The 18,230-nt window shown below is 69.1% G+C and carries 15 protein-coding genes and 1 CRISPR repeat array; of the genes, 11 read left to right on the plus strand and 4 right to left on the minus strand.

The window, feature by feature from the left end; all coding sequences use genetic code 11:
- Positions 1 to 185 precede the first annotated feature (185 nt).
- The 9 genes from PFX91_RS03620 (at position 186) to PFX91_RS03660 (ending at position 11,385) form a co-directional block, all read left to right on the plus strand.
- Positions 186 to 998, plus strand: a complete 813-nt coding sequence (locus PFX91_RS03620) for a nitrate reductase molybdenum cofactor assembly chaperone (RefSeq protein ID WP_285729374.1) — start codon at positions 186 to 188, stop codon at positions 996 to 998.
- Positions 970 to 1,908: a DUF5996 family protein gene (locus tag PFX91_RS03625; protein WP_285729376.1), complete on the plus strand. Its 939-nt coding sequence runs from the start codon at positions 970 to 972 to the stop codon at positions 1,906 to 1,908. The genes PFX91_RS03620 and PFX91_RS03625 overlap by 29 nt, the downstream gene beginning before the upstream one ends.
- Before the next feature lie 112 nt (positions 1,909 to 2,020).
- Entirely contained in the window at positions 2,021 to 2,308 is a 288-nt protein-coding gene (locus PFX91_RS03630; protein ID WP_285729378.1) for a GNAT family N-acetyltransferase, read from the plus strand.
- A gap of 121 nt (positions 2,309 to 2,429) precedes the next feature.
- The gene (locus tag PFX91_RS03635) at positions 2,430 to 3,974 is read left to right on the plus strand and encodes an alanine/glycine:cation symporter family protein (RefSeq protein ID WP_502888243.1); all 1,545 of its coding nucleotides are present in this window, start codon (positions 2,430 to 2,432) and stop codon (positions 3,972 to 3,974) included.
- Positions 3,975 to 4,169: 195 nt separating this feature from the next.
- A complete protein-coding gene (locus PFX91_RS03640) occupies positions 4,170 to 4,769 on the plus strand; it encodes a GNAT family N-acetyltransferase (RefSeq protein WP_285729380.1) in 600 nt (199 codons plus the stop codon).
- A gap of 456 nt (positions 4,770 to 5,225) precedes the next feature.
- Complete coding sequence (locus PFX91_RS03645; RefSeq protein WP_285729381.1) at positions 5,226 to 5,441, plus strand: heavy-metal-associated domain-containing protein; 216 nt, start codon at positions 5,226 to 5,228, stop codon at positions 5,439 to 5,441.
- A 124-nt stretch (positions 5,442 to 5,565) separates the two neighbouring features.
- Positions 5,566 to 7,842 carry a heavy metal translocating P-type ATPase gene (locus PFX91_RS03650; RefSeq protein ID WP_285729382.1) on the plus strand — a complete coding sequence of 759 codons (2,277 nt, stop codon included), beginning with the start codon at positions 5,566 to 5,568 and terminating at the stop codon, positions 7,840 to 7,842.
- Between the two features lie 262 nt (positions 7,843 to 8,104).
- Positions 8,105 to 9,439 carry a cytochrome P450 family protein gene (locus PFX91_RS03655; protein ID WP_502888244.1) on the plus strand — a complete coding sequence of 445 codons (1,335 nt, stop codon included), beginning with the start codon at positions 8,105 to 8,107 and terminating at the stop codon, positions 9,437 to 9,439.
- 245 nt (positions 9,440 to 9,684) lie between these two features.
- A complete protein-coding gene (locus tag PFX91_RS03660) occupies positions 9,685 to 11,385 on the plus strand; it encodes a serine/threonine-protein kinase (protein WP_285729384.1) in 1,701 nt (566 codons plus the stop codon).
- A gap of 10 nt (positions 11,386 to 11,395) precedes the next feature.
- Here the strand turns inward: PFX91_RS03660 and PFX91_RS03665 are convergent, their stop codons facing one another.
- Positions 11,396 to 12,322: a glutaminase gene (locus PFX91_RS03665; protein WP_285729550.1), complete on the minus strand. Its 927-nt coding sequence runs from the start codon at positions 12,320 to 12,322 to the stop codon at positions 11,396 to 11,398.
- 211 nt (positions 12,323 to 12,533) lie between these two features.
- On the opposite strand from PFX91_RS03665, the gene PFX91_RS03670 reads away from it, so the two are divergent.
- Both PFX91_RS03670 and PFX91_RS03675 read left to right on the plus strand, forming a co-directional pair.
- On the plus strand, positions 12,534 to 12,773 hold the full coding sequence (locus PFX91_RS03670) for a hypothetical protein (RefSeq protein ID WP_285729385.1): 240 nt from the start codon (positions 12,534 to 12,536) through the stop codon (positions 12,771 to 12,773).
- Between the two features lie 62 nt (positions 12,774 to 12,835).
- On the plus strand, positions 12,836 to 13,648 hold the full coding sequence (locus PFX91_RS03675; protein ID WP_285729386.1) for an NAD(P)H-binding protein: 813 nt from the start codon (positions 12,836 to 12,838) through the stop codon (positions 13,646 to 13,648).
- Positions 13,649 to 14,257: 609 nt separating this feature from the next.
- Here the strand turns inward: PFX91_RS03675 and PFX91_RS03680 are convergent.
- From PFX91_RS03680 to PFX91_RS03690, 3 genes are all read right to left on the minus strand, one after another.
- Positions 14,258 to 15,094, minus strand: a complete 837-nt coding sequence (locus tag PFX91_RS03680; protein ID WP_285729387.1) for a phosphoribosylaminoimidazolesuccinocarboxamide synthase — start codon at positions 15,092 to 15,094, stop codon at positions 14,258 to 14,260.
- Between the two features lie 6 nt (positions 15,095 to 15,100).
- Positions 15,101 to 15,847, minus strand: a complete 747-nt coding sequence (locus PFX91_RS03685; RefSeq protein WP_285729388.1) for a GntR family transcriptional regulator — start codon at positions 15,845 to 15,847, stop codon at positions 15,101 to 15,103.
- Positions 15,848 to 16,439: 592 nt separating this feature from the next.
- Positions 16,440 to 16,773: a CRISPR direct-repeat array (repeat unit 29 nt; unit sequence GTACTCCCCGCGTACGCGGGGATGGACCC).
- Between the two features lie 201 nt (positions 16,774 to 16,974).
- The gene (locus tag PFX91_RS03690; protein WP_285729389.1) at positions 16,975 to 18,129 is read right to left on the minus strand and encodes an acyl-CoA dehydrogenase family protein; all 1,155 of its coding nucleotides are present in this window, start codon (positions 18,127 to 18,129) and stop codon (positions 16,975 to 16,977) included.
- Positions 18,130 to 18,230: the final 101 nt, after the last annotated feature.

Raw genomic sequence — 18,230 nt, forward strand, 5'->3', positions numbered from 1 at the left:
GGCATATTCGTGTGATGAGAGCGGTGGTGTTCCACCGTGTCCTCCCACACAGTGACTCCCGGGCGCACCCGACGCCCGACCCGGCCTTCCGGGGACCGATGATCGTCGGTCCCCGGACTCCTTCCCAGACGGCGACACTGACGACGGCAGCGGCGGGAGCGCCGCACCGCGTGAGGGGGTCAGACATGAGCACCACCGCCGACGGCGCCGACAGGGGCGCACCGGACAGGGCGCGTGCGGGCACACGTGCGGTCCGGTGGCTGGAGGCCGACCGCGCCGCCCGCAGGGCCCATCGACGCGCGGTCACCCACCAGGCCGCCTCCTCCCTTCTCGGCTATCCCGACCAGGCCTTCTTCGAACGACTGCCGCTGGTGGCGCGGGCGGTCGCCGAACTGCCGTGGGGGCCGGTCCGCCTCGGTCTCCGCGATTTCTGCGAGCACGCCTCCACCACCCCCGAACAGCGGTTGTGCGAGCACCACACGCACGTGTTCGGCGCCGACGCCCGCAGGGACCCGCGTCTGACACGCCACTGTGACCTCTCCCCGGAGGAGGTCGTCGGGACCTACGCCGAGGCCGGATGGCCGGTACCCGACGGCGAGGCCCCCGACCATCTGGCGGTCGTGTTGGAGTTCACCGCCTGGTCCGACGAGGGGGAGGCGTTGCTGTCGCGTCTGCGACCGGGGCTGGAGCTGCTCGGTGAGGCCCTGCGCGACCACGGCACGCCCTACGCCAGGGTCGTGGACGCGGTGCGCGCCTCCCTGGCCGAACGGTGCCAGGACGACTGGGGCCCGGTACGCCGCCGATCACCGGAACTGCGGACCCGGGTCCGCGTCCGTGACCACCCCGATGGAACAGGGGCGGAACCGCCCGTGACGGGAGTGGAGGCGACGCCGGTCCCGCCGCCTCGGAACGTCCCCGGCCCCGAGGGCCGCACCACAGCCGATGCCCACGACGAGGAGAAGAGCGACCATGGAACTGTTCCCGGCCTTTCCCCTTGAGTCCTGGTACGACACCAAACAGACCCTGCACCGCTTCGAACAGATCGTCGGCAAGGTGCGTCTTCACCACAGTCCACGACGCAACCACTGGTGGCACGTGCCCTTCCACCTCACCGGAAGCGGCATCACCTCACGTCCCATGGGCCTGAGGGACGGCAACCCGATCTTCACGGTGGACTTCGACTTCGTCCGCCACCAGCTGGTCGCCTCGACCCTGGACGGGGCCACGATGTCCTTTCCGCTCCAGGGCAACAGCGTGGCCTCGTTCTACCTCAGGTTGCAGTCGGCGTTGGACGCTCTGGGGGTGGACGGCGGTATCCCGTCGGCGAGTCCCTTCGACCTGCCCGACGCCGACCGCCCGTTCGCCCAGGACCACGAGCACGCCACCTACGTTCCCGAGCAGGCCAACCGGTACTGGCGAGTGCTCAGCCAGGTCAACATGCTGCTGGAGGAGTTCGCCGCCGGTTTCTCCGGCAAGACCAGTCCCGTGCACCACTTCTGGCACACCTTCGACATCGCGGTCACCCGCTTCTCCTCGCGTCCGGTCCGGCAGCCGGAGGAGGTCGGGCAGATGGTGCGGGAGGCCTATTCGAGGGAGGTCGTCAGCTTCGGTTTCTGGTTCGGCGACGACACCGTCCCCGAACCCTGTTTCTACTCCTACACCACTCCCGAGCCCGAAGGGCTCACCGAGCGACCGCTGCGCCCCGACCAGGCCGAGTGGGTCGCGAGCGGTGGCGGGCACCTGGCGCTGCTGCGCTACGCCGACGCGCGTGAGGCGGACGATCCGTGGACCACCGTCCTGGAGTTCCTGGAGAGCGCCTACCAGGCGGGTGCGGGGGCGGCCGGATGGGACGTGGAGGCGCTGGCCTGCCCCGGCGGGATCACCGATCCCTACCTCGCAGGCCATTGACCTGGAGGTCGACAGCGGATATCCCAGGGTGTGCGTGGCAGATATGTGTGGGAACGTGGGCATCGGGCCCACGCGCAGTCTCCTGCGCGCGCACGAGGGAGCAGGGAGTGCCATGGATCTGAAGGTCGTCGACGTTCCGGAGCGGTCGCGTTACGAGGCGAGCACCGACGGAACGGTGGTGGGGTTCTGCGCCTACCACCTGATCGACAAGGGCGTGTACGCCCTGCCGCACGTGGAGGTCGATCCGGCCTACGAGGGAAGGGGCGTGGGCAGCCTCCTCATGCGCGAGTCCCTGGACCACATCCGGGAACGTGGACTCAAGGTGGTGCCGATCTGCCCGTTCGCCCGGGCCTACATCGAGAAGAACCCCTCCTACGCGGACCTGGTCCACCAGGACTGAGGGGTCGGTCCCGCGGGTCCTCCCCTCAGGACCCGTCCTCCGGGGTCGGGGGCGTCGTCACGGGAACATCACCATCTGAGCACAGCGCGTTCTCGGCGGTGATTCCGTCCATGCCAGGGGTATGTGGGGGCGATTGTCCTCTGCCGGAAGTCGAAGGAGTTCCGCCCCCGTGTCAGTCGCAGACGCCTCCCCCACCCTCGGCGCCCGCCTCACCGAGGCCATCGGCACGTTCAACAACGATTTCTTCTGGGCCTGGTTACTGATCCCGCTGCTGGTGGTGGTCAGTCTCTATGTCACGGTCCGCACGGGCTTCGTCCAGATCCGCATGTTGCCGGAGATGTTCCGGACGCTGCGCAGCAGACCCGAGATCGCGCCCGACGGCAAGAGGGCCCTCTCCTCCCTCCAGGCGTTCATGATCTCGGCCGCGGCCCGCATCGGAACGGGCAACATCGTGGGCGTGGCCGTCGCCATCTCCCTGGGCGGGCCGGGCGCCGTGTTCTGGATGTGGCTGATGGCGCTCGTCGTCGCCGGAGCCAGTTTCGTCGAGTCCACCCTGGCCCAGCTGTACAAGGTCCGGGACTCCACCGGTTACCGGGGCGGTCCCGCCTACTACATGGAGCGGGGCCTGGGGCAGCGCTGGATGGGCGTCCTGTTCGCCGTCGTCCTCCTGCTGACCTTCCCCATGGTCTTCAACGCGGTGCAGAGCAACACCATCGCCGGTGCCGTGGCCAACTCCTCCGACTCCCTCGGCACGGGTTCGGGCATGTGGTTGTCGGTCCTGGTCGGAGTGGCGGTCGTGGCGGTCACCGCGCTGGTGATCTTCGGCGGGGTCCGGCGCATCGCGAACACCGCCCAGGCCCTGATCCCGTCCTTCGCGGCGATCTACCTGGTCATGGGCGTGGTCATCGTGGGGATGAACGCGGGGCAGATCCCGGCGATGTTCGCGCTGATCTTCGAGCACGCCTTCGGCGTGCGGGAGTTCGCCGCCGCCGGTCTGGCCACGGTGATCGTCCAGGGCGTGCGCCGGGGCATGTTCTCCAACGAGGCCGGGCTCGGTTCGGCCCCCATCGCCGCGGCCAGCGCGGCGGTCACCCATCCGGTCAAGCAGGGGTTGGTGCAGACCCTGGGCGTCTACTTCGACACCCTCGTGGTCTGCTCCATCACGGCCTTCATCATCCTCATCGACTACGAGGGGGGCGCCGGTCGGCAGGTGGAGGGCGATCTGGCCCAGGTCGCGGTGACCTCCGCGCTGGGGCCCTGGGGGCTGCACCTCATGACGCTGATCATCGTCCTGGTCGCGTTCACGTCGGTGCTGGGCAACTACTACTACGGCGAGTCGAACCTGGAGTACCTGACCGGCAGCCACGGTGTCATGGTCGGCTACAAGGTCTTCTTCCTGGTCGCCAGTTTCCTCGGCGCGCTGGGTTCGATCGACCTGGTCTGGACGTTGGCCGACACGACCATGGGCATGATGGCGCTGGTCAACCTGGTCGCCATCACGCCTTTGGCCGCGGTCGCGGCACGGCTGCTCAAGGACTACACCGATCAGCGCCGCCAGGGCCTGGACCCGGTGTTCACGCGGGACCGGTTGCCCGACCTGAGGGGCGTGGAGTGTTGGGAGCCGGGCAGGACCGAGCCCGCGACCAAGGCGGAGGTCTCCTCCTGAGCCCGGCCGGAGCGGAGTAGGAGGGGCGGAGGGTCGTGTGCCTTCCGCCCCGAGCTTCGCAAACTACGGCCTTTGTGACGAAACCCCTACAGTTATTGCGTTTTCGTGCATCTGTGTCCTTTCGGTCACGGCCGATAATCGCTAGTGTTCTGCATCACAGTTGTGGCGGCCCGTGTGTCTCTTCGAGGGAGTCCGATGTCCATCGTCTCAATCGAGCCCGCCACCGCCGAGCGGTGGGAAGACCTGGAAAACCTGTTCGGACCGACCGGAGCGTACGGGCACTGCTGGTGCACGTTCTTTCGCAGGCGCGCCAAGGACCATACGGCGAGCGTCTCCTGTGAGCGCTCCAGACGCGGCGTGGACAACAAGGAGGAGTTGCGCCGTCTGACCCTGGAGGGGCGGGTCCCCGGCCTGCTCGCCTACGACGAGGACGGCCCCTGTGGCTGGGTGTCCGTGGCCCCCCGTGAGGACTACGTCCGCTTGTCGCGATCGCGTTCCCTGCGCCCGGTGGATCCCCGTGAACCGGGTGTGTGGGCGCTGGTCTGCTTCTGGCTGCCGCCCCGCCGGCGAAGGCGTGGGCTGGGCAGCAGGCTGTTGGACGGGGCGATCGAGTACGCCCGCGCCGGCGGTGCCCGTGTCCTGGAGGCCTATCCCGTGGACACCGCCGGAGGCCGGGCGCCCAGCGCGGAGGTCTCCATGGGAACCGTGGAGATGTTCCAACGGGCCGGATTCACCCTGAGCAACCACCACGCGAGTGAGCGCCTGGTGGCGCGCCTGGAGCTCAAGCCCGAGTAACCCCCTTCCTTTCGACCCCCTCCCCTTCCCCCCGTCCGCACTCCTGGAACCCTCCTGCCGCGCCGCACCGAGGAGGGGACTTCGGTCTGCCATGGCGGGGGAGGGGGAGGGGTGTCCTCGGGGGAGGCCCGGAGCCCGTCCCCGAACGCCCGTGCGCGAGCGGGCCCCGACACCCTGGCCAGGCGTGTCATGATCCGTCCGGTACCCCCCATGGGTACTGTGGGGCCTGGAACACGCGCCGGGAGAGAGAGTGTCGACACCGGCGCGGCCCCCGCGTCCGTCGCGCGAGGACGGAGCCGGGCCGAGCAGGGGCGTTCCTTCTCCGTGCCCTGGGGCCGGAGGGTCGTGCGACGACGGGGGTCGTTTGACATCCGTATACCCCCAAGGGGTATTGTGATCTCTTGGGAGGACGGTCCCGCTGGGGACCGGAACGACACACGAGCCCCAGGAGGCGACATGGACACCACGACCACCTCTGTCTACACCGTTGACGGTATGAGCTGCGGACACTGCGTCAACGCCGTCACCGAGGAGGTCGGCGAGGTCGCGGGGGTCACCGACGTCGCGGTCGACCTGGAGGGCAAGAAGGTGACCGTCACCAGCCAGGGCCCGGTCGACGACGCGTCGGTCCGTGCCGCGATCGACGAGGCCGGATACCAGGTCCGGGGCTGAGGCGGGCCCCAGACCTTCCCGAACGACAGACCGGCGAACGGCCGCACGGCTCGGGACCTCACGCCCGACGGAGCGGGGGGTGGGGCATCGCTTCGACGCACAGCCAAGGACATCCGGGGGATCGATGAGTACCACCAGAGCCACAGCATCCGGCGCGACGTCGGTCGAACTGTCGATCAGCGGGATGACCTGCGCCGCCTGCGCCAATCGGGTCGAGAAGAAGCTCAACAAGCTCGACGGCGTGACCGCCACCGTCAACTTCGCCACCGAGAAGGCCAACGTCGTCTTCGACGGTGAACCGGTGGACACCGACGCCCTGATCGCCGAGGTCGAGAAGGCGGGCTACGGCGCGGTCGCGCCCCGGCGGGAGACGGCCGAGGCCACGGTGGAGGAGGACGACCCGGTGCGGGCCCTGCGGCAGCGCGCCGTGGTCTCCCTCGTGCTGGCGGTACCGGTCATCGCGATGGCGATGTTCCCCGTCTTGCAGTTCACCTACTGGCAGTGGGCCTCCCTGACCCTGGCCGCGCCCGTCGTCGTCTGGGGCGCCCTGCCCTTCCACGTCGCCGCGTGGAAGAACCTCCGGTCGGGCACCGCCACCATGGACACCCTGGTCTCACTCGGGGTCACGGCCGCGTTCCTGTGGTCGTTGTACGCGCTCTTCCTCGGCACCGCGGGCACGCCGGGCATGACGCACCCCTTCGAGCTGACCATCGCCCGCACCGACGGCTCCTCCGCCATCTACCTGGAGGTCGCCGCCGGGGTCACCGCCTTCATCCTCCTGGGCAAGTACTTCGAGGCACGCTCCAAACACCGCGCGGGGACCGCCCTGCGCGCCCTGCTCGAACTCGGCGCCAAGGACGTCGCCGTCCTGCGCGACGGCACCGAACGGCGCGTCCCCGCCACGGAGCTGGTCGAGGGCGACCTGTTCGTGGTCCGCCCGGGCGAGAAGATCGCCACGGACGGCCGCGTGGAGGAGGGCACCTCCGCCGTCGACATGAGCATGCTCACCGGTGAGTCCGTCCCCGTGGAGGTCTCGCCGGGAAGCCTCGTGGTCGGCGCCACCGTCAACTCCGGCGGGCGCCTGGTCGTGCGCGCCACACGCGTCGGTTCCGACACCCAGCTCGCCCGGATGGCGCGTCTGGTGGAGGAGGCCCAGAACGGCAAGGCGGCCGTCCAACGCCTCGCCGACCGGGTCTCCGGCGTGTTCGTCCCGGCGGCCATCCTCATCGCCCTCGGCACGCTCGCGTTCTGGCTCGGCACCGGTGCGCCGGCCTCGACCGCCTTCACCGCGGCCGTCGCGGTGCTCATCATCGCCTGCCCGTGCGCTCTGGGCCTGGCCACGCCCATGGCCCTGATGGTGGGCACCGGACGCGGAGCCCGGTTCGGCATCCTCATCCGGGGCCCGGAGGTCCTGGAGACCGCTCGTGGCATCGACACCATCGTGCTGGACAAGACCGGGACCGTCACCACCGGCCGGATGACCCTCACCGACGTGTTCGTCGCCGACGGTGAGGACGAGCGGGAGGTCCTGCGCCTGGCGGGCGCGCTGGAGAACGCCTCCGAACACCCCATCGCCCGGGCCGTCGCCTCCGGCGCCGCCGACAGGGTCGGCGAACTGGACAAGGTCGAGGACTTCGCCAACATCGAGGGCCGGGGCGTGCGGGGTACCGTCGACGGCCACGCCGTGCTGGCCGGCAGACCCTCCCTGCTTCGGGAGTGGTCACAGGAGCCGTCCGAGGAACTGGAACGCGCCAGGAAGGCCGCCGAGGCCGAGGGCGGGACCGCGATCGTCGTCGGATGGGACGGCCGGGCCCGGGGCGTCCTGGTGGTCTCCGACATGGTCAAGCCCACCAGCGCGCAGGCCGTCCGACGCCTGCGCGAACTGGGTCTGAAACCGGTCCTGCTCACCGGCGACAACGAGACCGTGGCCCGCTCGGTGGCCGACGAGGTCGGCGTCGACGAGGTGATCGCCGAGGTGCTGCCCGAGGACAAGGTGGCGGCGATCCGCCGGTTGCAGGACCAGGGCCACACGGTGGCGATGGTCGGCGACGGGGTCAACGACGCCGCCGCCCTGGCCCAGGCCGACCTGGGACTGGCCATGGGCACCGGCACCGACGCGGCCATCGAGGCGAGCGACCTGACCCTGGTCAGGGGGGACCTGCGCGTGGCCGCCGACGCCATCCGCCTGTCGCGTCGCACGCTCTCCACGATCAAGGGCAACCTGTTCTGGGCCTTCGCCTACAACTCGGCGGCGATCCCGCTGGCGGCGGCGGGGCTGCTCAACCCGATGATCGCCGGTGCGGCGATGGCCCTGTCCAGCCTCTTCGTGGTCACCAACAGCCAACGCCTGCGCCGTTTCCGTCCGCTGACGGAGGAGGCGAGCGCCACTCCGGCACTCTGAGCCCCGACCCCCTCCACGGCCCCGCCCGCGTACACGCGGACGGGGCCGTGGAGCCTTGGGGTGGGGAAGACGGGGGCCGTCCTCACCGTCGCACGGGCATGCCGGGTCTCGCGCTCCCTCGGGGCCGGTCGCTAGGGTGGCGCGAAGCCGCACGAGGACGAAGGACGTCCGACAGCGCGGTCACCCCGCCAGAGAATCCCGCGAACCAGTAACCGACCGGACGGGCCCGCCCGTATCCGGCTTCCCCCTACCGAGGTCGCCCGTGTCTTCTGGATGTCCCCACGCCGCGCTGTACCAGAGCGAGCCGATCGCCGACCCCTACGCCGTCTACGCCAGGATGCGCGCCGACCACGGACCGGTGGTCCCGGTCGAACTCGAACCCGGCGTGCACGGATGGCTGGTCACGGACTACACCACGCTCATCTCCTGGTCCCGGGACACCACCGTCTTCAGCCATGACTCCCGACTGTGGCGGGACTTCACCGAGGGGCGGGTCGACCCCGACTCCCCCCTGCTGCCGATGATGGCGCCCCGCACGAACGCCCTGTTCGTCGACGGCGCCGAACACCAGCGCTACCGGAGGGCGATCACCGACGCCCTCGGCGCGATCGACGACGACCGGTGGCGTGAGACCACCACCCACTACGCCGACCGGCTCGTCGACGAGTTCTGCGCCAAGGGGGAGGCCGACGCCCTCAACGACTACGCCCGCATGCTGCCGCTGCTGGTGATGAACGACGTCCTGGGACTCGACGAGGCCCAGGGGCTCCGCTTCGTCACGGCCATGCGCAACATGTGGCTGGGCATCGACGCCGAGAAGTCCAGGGCCGAGGCCGAAAGGGTCCTGTCGGAGCTGATCACCGTCAAGCATCGGCGCCCCGGCGACGACCTCACCACCCGGCTGCTCCAGCACCGCGCCGCGTTGAGCGACGAGGAGGTGATCATGCAGCTCTTCCTCGTCGTCGCCGCCGGCAACGAGCCGACCGCGAACCTGATCAACGCGGCCCTGCGGGCGGCGCTGGCCGAACCCGCCGCGCACGGTTCGGCCTCCCTGTCCGACGCCACCCTCAACGACCTGATGGACCGGGTCCTGTGGCGGGACCCGCCGATCACCAACTACCCGGTCATCTACCCGCGCGTGGACGTACCGATCGAGGGCGGCCGGGTGATCGAGGCCGGTTCGCCCATCCTGTTGGGCTTCGCCGCGGCGAACCACTTCTTCGCCCGGGAGAACGCCGAGCGCGTGGAGGAGACCGCCAACCGGGCGCACGTGGCCTGGGGCGCGGGCCCGCACCGCTGCCCCGCCCGGGAGGAGGCCATCACCATCGCCATCATCGCCGTGCGCGTGCTGCTCACCCGACTCCCCGGGGTGCGACAGGCGGTCGCTCCGGAGGAACTGCGCTGGCAGATGTCGACCCTGTCCTGGCTTCCGCTGCGCCTTCCGATCACGTTCTCCCCGCAGGCGCCCCCGCCCTCCGACTCCGACGAGGGCGCCTCCGGACCGCCGCGGACCTCGGGGGAGGAGCGGTCGGAGTCCGCGAACCCCGGCCTGTCCTCCCTGGCCAGGTTCCTGGTCAGGGCGTTGCGCAGGTCGTGACCGCCCGGCGCCGTTCCCGGCCCCGTCGGGTCGACGTCCTGGCGAGGGAACCTGGGGTTCGATGCCCTTCACGGGACATCGGAGCACGGGGAACACACATACCACCGTGGCGGAGAGCGCCACCAGTGCCCGCCGACTCCTAGACTCGCTAGGGACCCGGGGCCACCCCGCGGTGCCCGGTGCGTCCCCGCACCACCCTCCCCCGTGCCTCCACCCCGCCTTCCCCCTAGAGGAATCGCGCCCACATGAACAGTTCGGAAGCCGACTCCGGTCGTCTCCTGGTCAGCCGGTACCGCCTGGTCGAGGTCATCGGAACCGGTGGCATGGGCCGGGTCTGGGAGGGAACCGACACCCTCCTGGACCGGCCGGTCGCGGTCAAGGAGCTGACCACGCCACCGAACCTGCCCGCACACGAGATCGAGGTGCTGCGCACCCGCATGCTGCGTGAGGCGCGCAGCGCGGCACAGCTGAGCCACCCCACCATCATCACCGTGTTCGACGTGGCCGAGGAGGACGGCCGCCCATGGATCGTCATGGAGCTGGTCCGCGGGCCCTCCCTGGGCGACCTCATCCGGAGGGAGGGGCGACTGCCCGTCCGGCGCGTCGCCGACATCGGGGAGCAGATGGCCGCGGGCCTGTCCGAGGCGCACGCCGGAGGCATCGTGCACCGCGACATCAAGCCGGGCAACGTGCTCATCGCCGGTGACGACCGCGCCGTTCTCACCGACTTCGGCATCGCGCACCTGGACGGTTCCACCCACCTGACCAGCACCGGCCTGCTGATCGGTTCCCCGAGCTACCTGGCGCCGGAGGTCGCGCACGGGAACGCGGCCACCCCCGCCTCGGACATGTGGGCCCTGGGCGTCACCCTCTACCAGGCGGTGGAGGGCAGACTGCCGTTCGAGCGGCCCACCCCCATGGCGACGCTGACCGCCATCGTGACCCAGGACCTGCCGGAGGCGGTCCACGCCGGCCCCCTGCGCCCGGTCCTGGAGGCACTGTGCGAGAAACGCCCGGAGGACCGGCCCTCGGCCAACGAGGTGCGGGCCCTGCTGCGGCGGATCGGGGACGACGAGGAAGGCCTTCCCGACACCGTTACGGCCCTGGCCGAGACCGTACCGGCCCAGGAGACACCGCAGCCGGAGGAGGCCGGATCCGAGGCCCCCGCCGAGCCGGGACCCGCCACCGGGACCGCCGCCCCCGCTCCGGCCGCGAACGCCTCCGGGAAGGACGGACGCCCCTCCTCCCGTCTCAGGCCCCTGCTGATCGCCGCCGCCGTGCTCGTACTGCTGATCGCGGGCGCCACCACCAGCGTCCTGCTGAGCATGAACCGCCCCGGGAACCCCGGGGCGGGGCTCGTCGACGGCTCCGAGCAGCAGGCCGTGGTCCCCTCGGGGGAGTCCGACGCGGACGCCGGTTCACAGGCTCCCGAGGACGCGGAGGGGACCGAGGACGACGAGGACACCGGGGCGGAGGAGGACGAGGCGTCGGAGGAGCCCGAGGACGACGAGTGGGACTTCCTGGTCCGACATGAGGACCCCAGCGGGTTCTCCGTGGACGTCCCCGAGGACTGGGAGATGGAGCGGCGCAGCGGCGGCGTCTTCTTCCTCAACCCCGACGGGGGTTATCTCCAGGTCGACCAGACCGACTCCCCCAACCCCGACGCGGGGGACGACTGGCGCGCCCTGGAACCCTCCGCCCGGGGCAACTTCGACGGTTACTCGCTCATCGGCATCCGGGACGTGGAAGGCGGCTGGGCCGACGACTACGTCAGCGCCGCCGACTGGGAGTTCACCTTCGGTAACGGGCGCAGGCACGCCATCAACCGCGGCTTCCACACCGAGAACAAGGGCTACGCCCTGTTCCTGGTGGCCGACAACGACGACCCCGAGGCCAACCACGCGCTGCTGGACCGGATGGCGCAGAGCTTCGAACCGGCGTCCTGAGCAGAGCGTTTCAGAACACCGAACACTTGGTGATGTCGGTGAAGGCCTCCAGGGCCAGCGCCGCCGTCACCGAGTTGCCCTTGTCGTCCAGCCCCGGCCCCCAGGCCGCCACCGAGCACCGGCCCGGCACGATCGCGAGGATGCCGCCGCCTATCCCGCTCTTGCAGGGAAGGCCTACGCGGTAGGCGAACTCGCCCGCGGCGTCGTAGGTGCCGCAGGTGAGCATCACCGCCATGATGCGGCGGGCCTCCCGCGTGCTGAGCAGCCGGGAGCCGTCCGCCCGCCTGCCGTGACGCGCCAGCAGCAGTCCCGCCTTGGCCAGCTCCTCACAGCTGATGGTGATCGAGCACTGCCGGAAGTAGTGGTCCAGGACCTCCGGGACCGGGTTGTGCATCTTGCTGAAGCTGGCCATGAGATAGGCCAGTGAGCGGTTGCGGTCCCCGTGCTCGTTCTCGGAGTCGGCCACCACGTTGTCCGCGTGCAGGTCCGGGTCGCCCGTCTCCACGCACAGCAGTTCCTGGAGGGCGCCGAAGGCGTCGCCCGTGTCCGTCAGCAGCTGGTCGGTGACGATGAGCGCACCGGGGTTGATCATGGGGTTGCGGGGGATGCCCTCCTCGAACTCCAGCTGGTAGAGGGAGTTGAAGGACGTCCCGGACGGTTCGCGGTGGACCCGCTTCCACACCTCACCGCCGGAGATGCTCATCACCAGGGCCAGGGTGAACACCTTGGTGATGCTCTGCATGGAAAAACGCGTGGAGGCGTGTCCGCCGGTGCTGTACAGCCCGCCGTCCACCGTGGCCACGGCGAATCCGAACTCCTCGGGGTCCACCTCGGCCAGTTGGGGGATGTAGTCGGCCACCTTCCCCTCACCGATGTGCGAACGCACCCGTTCCATGACGGCGTCGAGCACACCGGGGTAGTCGTCGCTGTCGCGCATCTGGGTCACCGCGTCCTCCTGTGTCGAGTCGGTCGTTCCCCGCCTACCCACAAGAGCGATCGGAATCGCCACGGGCGTGTTCCGTCGGACACCCGGACCGCCGCAGGGCGTCCGTCCGGCCGCCCCCGCGCACCGGCATCCGTGCGGACGGCCCGCGGCGCCGGCCGGTCGGCCGATGTGGGGAGGGCGCACCGGTGCCTAGCGTCGGGGTATGCGAAAGATCGTTCAGGCGTTCGGAGCGCTGCTCTTCCTCGTCGGGATCAGTGGCGCCATCGACCATCTCTGGTACCAGCCGTTCCTGGGAATCGTCCTCAACGCCTTCCACCGGCTCGTCGTCCTGCGGGTGGGTGCCCTGGAGGGCCACGAACTCGTAGCCGACCTGGGTGTGGCGGCCCTCGGGGCGGTCCTGGTACTGGGAGCGGAGGCGGTACGGCCCCGTGCGCGCACCTGAGAACGCGGTCGCGGGGGCGGTTCGGGACCGGTCGGGTACCGAGCGTCGGTACCGTGTAACCGATGAGCACTCTGGTCACAGGATCCACCGGAATGGTGGGCCGACGCGTCGTCACTCAGCTGAGAAGCCGCGGCCTGCCCGTGACGGCTGCTTCCCGTACCGAAAGAACCCGCCTGGACTGGACCGACACCTCCAACTGGGACGAGGTGCTCGACGGTGTCGAGAACGTCTTCGTGGTGACCCCGGTGGGTCGCTCGCTCGGACATCGGGTCGCCGGTTTCCTGGAGAAGGCGGCCAAGGCCGGTGTCGCCAACGTGGTGGTCATGTCGGCGATGGGCACTGAACACGCGCCCTCGGACTCCGACCAGCGGGCCGCGGAGGTGCGGGCCAAGGAACTGTTCGACCGCTGGACCGTGCTCAGACCCAACTGGCTCTTCCAGGACTTCACGGAGGGGACGTTCGCGGACCTCGCGCGTTCGCGTAACGGCCGCCTTCGACTTCCGGTCAAGAAGAGGACCGAGGTCAGTTTCGTGGACGCCCGCGACGTGGCCGACACGGCCGTGGCGGCGCTGTTGGAGGACCACGGCGGCAAGGAGTACACGCTCACGGGTCCGCAGGCGCTGACCTTCCGCGAGGTGGTGAAGCAGACCAGGGGCACCGAGAGCCCCGTGTGGCGCTTCAAGAGCGTGGACGAGGCGGGTTTCTACTTCCGCGCCGCCGACCGGGGCTGGAGCGACCGGTACATCGACACCCTCAACGAACGCTTCGCCGCCGCCGTCAGGGGAAACGCCGCGGAGGTGGCGGAGGGCGTGCGCGAGGCCCTGGGACGCGATCCCATCCCGCTGGCCCGTTTCATCCGTGAGGCCGTGCTCTGACCGTCCCCGTTGAGGGCCACGTGTCGAAGAGGTCGGTCGTGAGCCGGGCTTTTCCTCGTTCTCGGGGGTCTACCTCGGTGGTTGGCGGGCCGGTGGGCCAGCGGCCCATGGCCATGCGCTGGAGACGGCGGTGCCCTCGTAGATTCGGGCGCTGGCGTTCGGCCTTCGAGGGAACACGGACGGAATCCAGGAACGGTGGTCACATGAGGTGTCGGTGAGGTAGGAAGACATCAGGTGATCACGGTCTGACAGGCGTGGGTGAAATGTCTGTTTTTCAAGAAGTTGGAAAAATGGCTGTCCGTCGCTGGTAAGTTCGCAGGTCAGTGACTGTGCTCCCCGCGCACGCGGGGATGGTCCCTCCACGCTGGGCCGGATGGGCGCTCTGGCTGCGTGCTCCCCGCGCACGCGGGGATGGTCCCGCGCACGACTACCTCGGCCGGGACACGACCATGTGCTCCCCGCGCACGCGGGGATGCCCCTCGACGGTGGCCGTACTCACCGGTTGCTCGGGCCTTGGGCCGTCCTACGCAAGAAGTCCGAGGCCTTTACGCTCCAGAAGCTCCCGCATCTTCCGCACGAACCTATTGCGGTCGTAGCCCTGGTACAGGCTCACGCCTCCCAGCGCTTACCGGTGATCCGTTCGTAGACCTCGACGTACCGGGCCCGGGTCGCTTCCACGATCTCATCGGGGATCTCGGGGCCGGGCGGGGTGCGGTCCCAGTCGGTGACCGTGCTGGACCAGTCCCGGACGAACTGCTTGTCGAACGCGTGTTGGGGCCTGCCGGGCTCCCAGTCGTCGGCAGGCCAGAACCGCGAGGAGTCGGAGGTCAACACCTCGTCGGCGAGTACGAGCGTGCCGTCCGCCGCACGGCCGAACTCCAGCTTGGTGTCGGCGATGATGATGCCGCGCTCGGCGGCGATCTCCGCACCGCGCTTGTACACGTCCAGGGTCACCGTGCGCAGATGATCGGCGGTCTCCTGCCCGATCTCCTCGACCACGTCGGCGAAGGTGATGAACTCGTCGTGGCCCTCGGTCGCCTTGGTGGTGGGGGTGAAGATCGGCTCAGGAAGCTTGGACGCCTCCACCAAGCCTGCGGGGAGCTTGATCCCGGAGACCGTGCCCTGCTTCTCGTACTCCTTGAGCCCCAACCCCGCGAGGTAGCCGCGAGCGATCCACTCCACCGGCAACATGGTGAGCCTTTGGCAGCGCACGGCACGTCCGGCCCATTCCTTGGGCACGTCGGTGGCGGAGATGATGTGGTTGGGCACCACATCGGCCAGCTGTTCGAACCACCACAGCGAGAGCTGAGTGAGGATCTTGCCCTTGTCGGGGATAGGGGTGGGCAGTACGACGTCGTAGACGCTTACGCGGTCCGAGGCCACCAGGATGAGGTCGTCACCGTCGGCGTAGACGTCGCGCACCTTGCCCGAGTGCAGCAGTTCCATGTGTTCCTACCTGGAGATCTCGTAGTTGTAGGTGGTCCAGCGGCGGGGTACGGAGACGGACTGGCCGAACTCGATCACGTCGCCTTCGGTGCTGAAGACCCAGTTCTGCTTGCGCAGCACCGGGGAGCCGAGCGGGATTCCGAGTGTTGCGGAGTCCTCTTCCGAGGCGATGTCGGCGCGGAGTTGGTCCCTGCCGGAGGCGGGTGTGAGCCCCGCGTTCTCTTCCACGTACTTCGGGGTGCCCTGGGGCAGTCGTCTGGCTTCCAACAGCGACGGGGCCGAGTCGGCCAGTTCGCCCTTGAACCAGGACGTGCTCGCTGAGGAGGGCACGCCATCGCGAAGGGTGACCCGCCGGCGTCGGATGACGTTGGCTCCGGTGGGAACGCCCATGGCGTCCGCGACGTCCTCGGGAGCCGGTACCAGTTCGGCCGCCCGGATCTCGGCACGCTCGTTGTCGGAGTAGATCTGGCCCTCAAGGCTACGGATCACGCGGTCCCTGGCACTGGCCGCCGTCTGGTCGCGGGTGACGATGCTGCCCCTGCCCGGCTCGCTGCGCACCAGGCCTTCGGCCTTGAGTACCCCGACGACCTTGGTCGCGGTCGCGAGCGAGATCTTCCATTTCGCGGCGATGGTGCGCACCGAGTCGATCTTCTGCCCCTCTTGGAGCGCACCGGACTCGATCTCGGCCTTGATGTGTTTGGCGACCTGGAGGTAGGGCGGGTCGGTGCGTTGAATCTGAGGCGGAGGCGACACAGACGGCTCCTTCCTGGTGGACGTGCTCAGTGTACTAGTACGCATAGAGGTCCGGTTGTGTGAGCTGGGGGTTCTGCCCACCGATATCTCTTGTAGGCATCGAAAATCGATACCGTACTAGTACGGAAACACCTTGCCTCCTATAACAAAATCCTCGGCCCCAGGGCACAGCACGGACGAGGATTCCGTTGTCCAAGGCAAAGCCCGGTCGCTCGCGTGGAATCTCGGAGTACGTAAGCGTTGACAGGCCCATGCGGTACGTAGCGAGCAAGCCTTGAACCTGAACCGAACGGACAAGGGAGGCGACGGGAAGAAGCAGCCGTAGGCGCATTCTTCGATGCTCGCCGAGCAGATCCGGCGAATCTATGGGGTCGGAACCCGCTTGCAGCGGTCCTGTCCTGGATGTGGGGTCCGCGATCGGACCGGGGTCCACAGGTCCCGGACGGAACTTAAGAACGGTGGTCATATGAGGTGCCGGTGCGGTAGGAAGGCGTCAGGTGATCATGGTCTGACGCACCTGGGTGAAATGTCTGTTTTTCAAGAAGTTGGAAAAATGGCTGTCTGCCGCTGGTAAGTTCGCAGGTCAGTGACTGTACTCCCCGCGTACGCGGGGATGGACCCCCACCACCTCTAAGAAAAGCACGGGGGCAGGAGTACTCCCCGCGTACGCGGGGATGGACCCGAACTCCCAACCCTCGACAATCTCCAAACCCGGTACTCCCCGCGTACGCGGGGATGGACCCTGGTTTCGGCACCTGTTCCGATCGATCATTTCGTGCTCCCCGCGCACGCGGGGATGGACCCGGTGGCGGCATGACCCAGCCGTGGGTGGACGTGTGCTCCCCGCGCACGCGGGGATGGTCCTGCATCCTGACCTCAGCGCAGACCGCATCGTCCGTGCTCCCCGCGCACGCGGGGATGGTCCCGAGTCCAACGCCGCCCTGCACATGCCTGACCGGTGCTCCCCGCGCATCCCGGGGCCATCCCCACGGACCGCTCGGACCGACCTCCCCAAACCCCGGCCGGGACCCAGGGAACACGACACACCACGCCAAAAGGCCCCGCCGCACGACTCGCGTCTCCACCGAGACCGGTCGTGAGCAGGGCCTTTCCTGGTTCTTCGGGGCCTACTTCAGCAGCTGGCGGGCCATGACCATGCGCTGGATCTGGTTCGTGCCCTCGTAGATCTGCGTGATCTTGGCGTCGCGCATCATGCGCTCCAGCGGGAAGTCCTTCACGTAGCCCGAGCCGCCCAGGAGCTGGACCGCGTCGGTGGTGATCTCCATCGCGGCGTCGGAGGCGTAGCACTTGGCCGCGGCGCCGTAGAAGGGCAGGTCCTCGTCACCGCGCTCGGACTTGGCGGCGGCCACGTAGACCATCTGGCGGGCGGTCTCCAGCTTCATCGCCATGTCGGCGAGCATGAACTGCACGCCCTGGAAGTCGGCGATGCGCTTGCCGAACTGCTTGCGCTCCTTGACGTAGGCCACGGCCTGGTCGAGGGCGCCCTGGGCGATGCCGACGGCCTGAGCACCGATGGTGACGCGGGTGTGGTCCAGGGTGCGCAGGGCGATCTTGAGGCCCTCGCCGGGGGCACCGACGATGCGGTCACCGGGCAGGCGCACGTTGTCGAAGAACAGTTCGCGGGTGGGGGAGCCCTTGATGCCGAGCTTGCGTTCGGGCTCGCCCAGGGTGAAGCCCTCGTCGTCGGCGTGCACCACGAAGGCCGAGATGTTGCGACCGCGCGCGCCCTCGGGGTCGGTCACCGCCAGCACCGTGTAGTACTTGCTCACCCCGGCGTTGGTGATCCAGGACTTCTGTCCGTTGAGCACCCAGTCGTCTCCGTCGGGCAGGGCCTGGGAGCGCATGCTCGCGGTGTCGGATCCGGCCTCGCGCTCGGACAGTCCGTAGGAGAACATCGCCTCGCCGCTGGCCACCTGGGGAAGGTAGCGGCGCTTGACGTCGTCGGAGGCGCCCAGGATGAGCGGCATGGTGCCGAGCTTGTTGACGGCGGGGATCAGGGAGGAGGAGGCGCAGGAGCGGGCCACCTCCTCGATGACGATGCAGGTGGCCAGGGCGTCGGCGCCCACGCCGTCGTACTCCTCGGCGATGTGGGGGGCGTGGAAGTCCGTGGCGACCAGGGCCTCCAGTGCCTCCTGTGGGAAGGCGCTCTTCTCGTCGACCTCCGCCGCGTGCGGGGCGATCTTGTCCTCGGCGACGGAGCGTACGGCGGCGCGCAGCTCCTCGTGTTCCTCGGTGGTGGTGAACAGGTCGAAGTCGCTCATCTCGCGTCCCTTCCGGAGGCCCCTCTCGGTGTCTGGCACCGGGTGCCTTTTTATGGCATCTAGTGCCAGAGTAAAGGGTGGAAGTGGCGATGTACACCGAC

Origin of the sequence: Nocardiopsis sp. ATB16-24 (genome assembly GCF_030271535.1) — a bacterium.
In the GTDB taxonomy this organism is placed as follows: Bacteria; Actinomycetota; Actinomycetes; order Streptosporangiales; family Streptosporangiaceae; genus Nocardiopsis.

Coding starts and splice junctions, on each gene's coding strand:
- PFX91_RS03620 (WP_285729374.1), top strand. CDS start 186: ATGAGCACCACCGCCGACGGCGCCGACAGGGGCGCACCGGACAGGGCG.
- PFX91_RS03625 (WP_285729376.1), top strand. CDS start 970: ATGGAACTGTTCCCGGCCTTTCCCCTTGAGTCCTGGTACGACACCAAA.
- PFX91_RS03630 (WP_285729378.1), top strand. CDS start 2,021: ATGGATCTGAAGGTCGTCGACGTTCCGGAGCGGTCGCGTTACGAGGCG.
- PFX91_RS03635 (WP_502888243.1), top strand. CDS start 2,430: ATGTGGGGGCGATTGTCCTCTGCCGGAAGTCGAAGGAGTTCCGCCCCC.
- PFX91_RS03640 (WP_285729380.1), top strand. CDS start 4,170: ATGTCCATCGTCTCAATCGAGCCCGCCACCGCCGAGCGGTGGGAAGAC.
- PFX91_RS03645 (WP_285729381.1), top strand. CDS start 5,226: ATGGACACCACGACCACCTCTGTCTACACCGTTGACGGTATGAGCTGC.
- PFX91_RS03650 (WP_285729382.1), top strand. CDS start 5,566: ATGAGTACCACCAGAGCCACAGCATCCGGCGCGACGTCGGTCGAACTG.
- PFX91_RS03660 (WP_285729384.1), top strand. CDS start 9,685: ATGAACAGTTCGGAAGCCGACTCCGGTCGTCTCCTGGTCAGCCGGTAC.
- PFX91_RS03665 (WP_285729550.1), bottom strand. CDS start 12,322: ATGCGCGACAGCGACGACTACCCCGGTGTGCTCGACGCCGTCATGGAA.
- PFX91_RS03670 (WP_285729385.1), top strand. CDS start 12,534: ATGCGAAAGATCGTTCAGGCGTTCGGAGCGCTGCTCTTCCTCGTCGGG.
- PFX91_RS03675 (WP_285729386.1), top strand. CDS start 12,836: ATGAGCACTCTGGTCACAGGATCCACCGGAATGGTGGGCCGACGCGTC.
- PFX91_RS03680 (WP_285729387.1), bottom strand. CDS start 15,094: ATGGAACTGCTGCACTCGGGCAAGGTGCGCGACGTCTACGCCGACGGT.
- PFX91_RS03690 (WP_285729389.1), bottom strand. CDS start 18,129: ATGAGCGACTTCGACCTGTTCACCACCACCGAGGAACACGAGGAGCTG.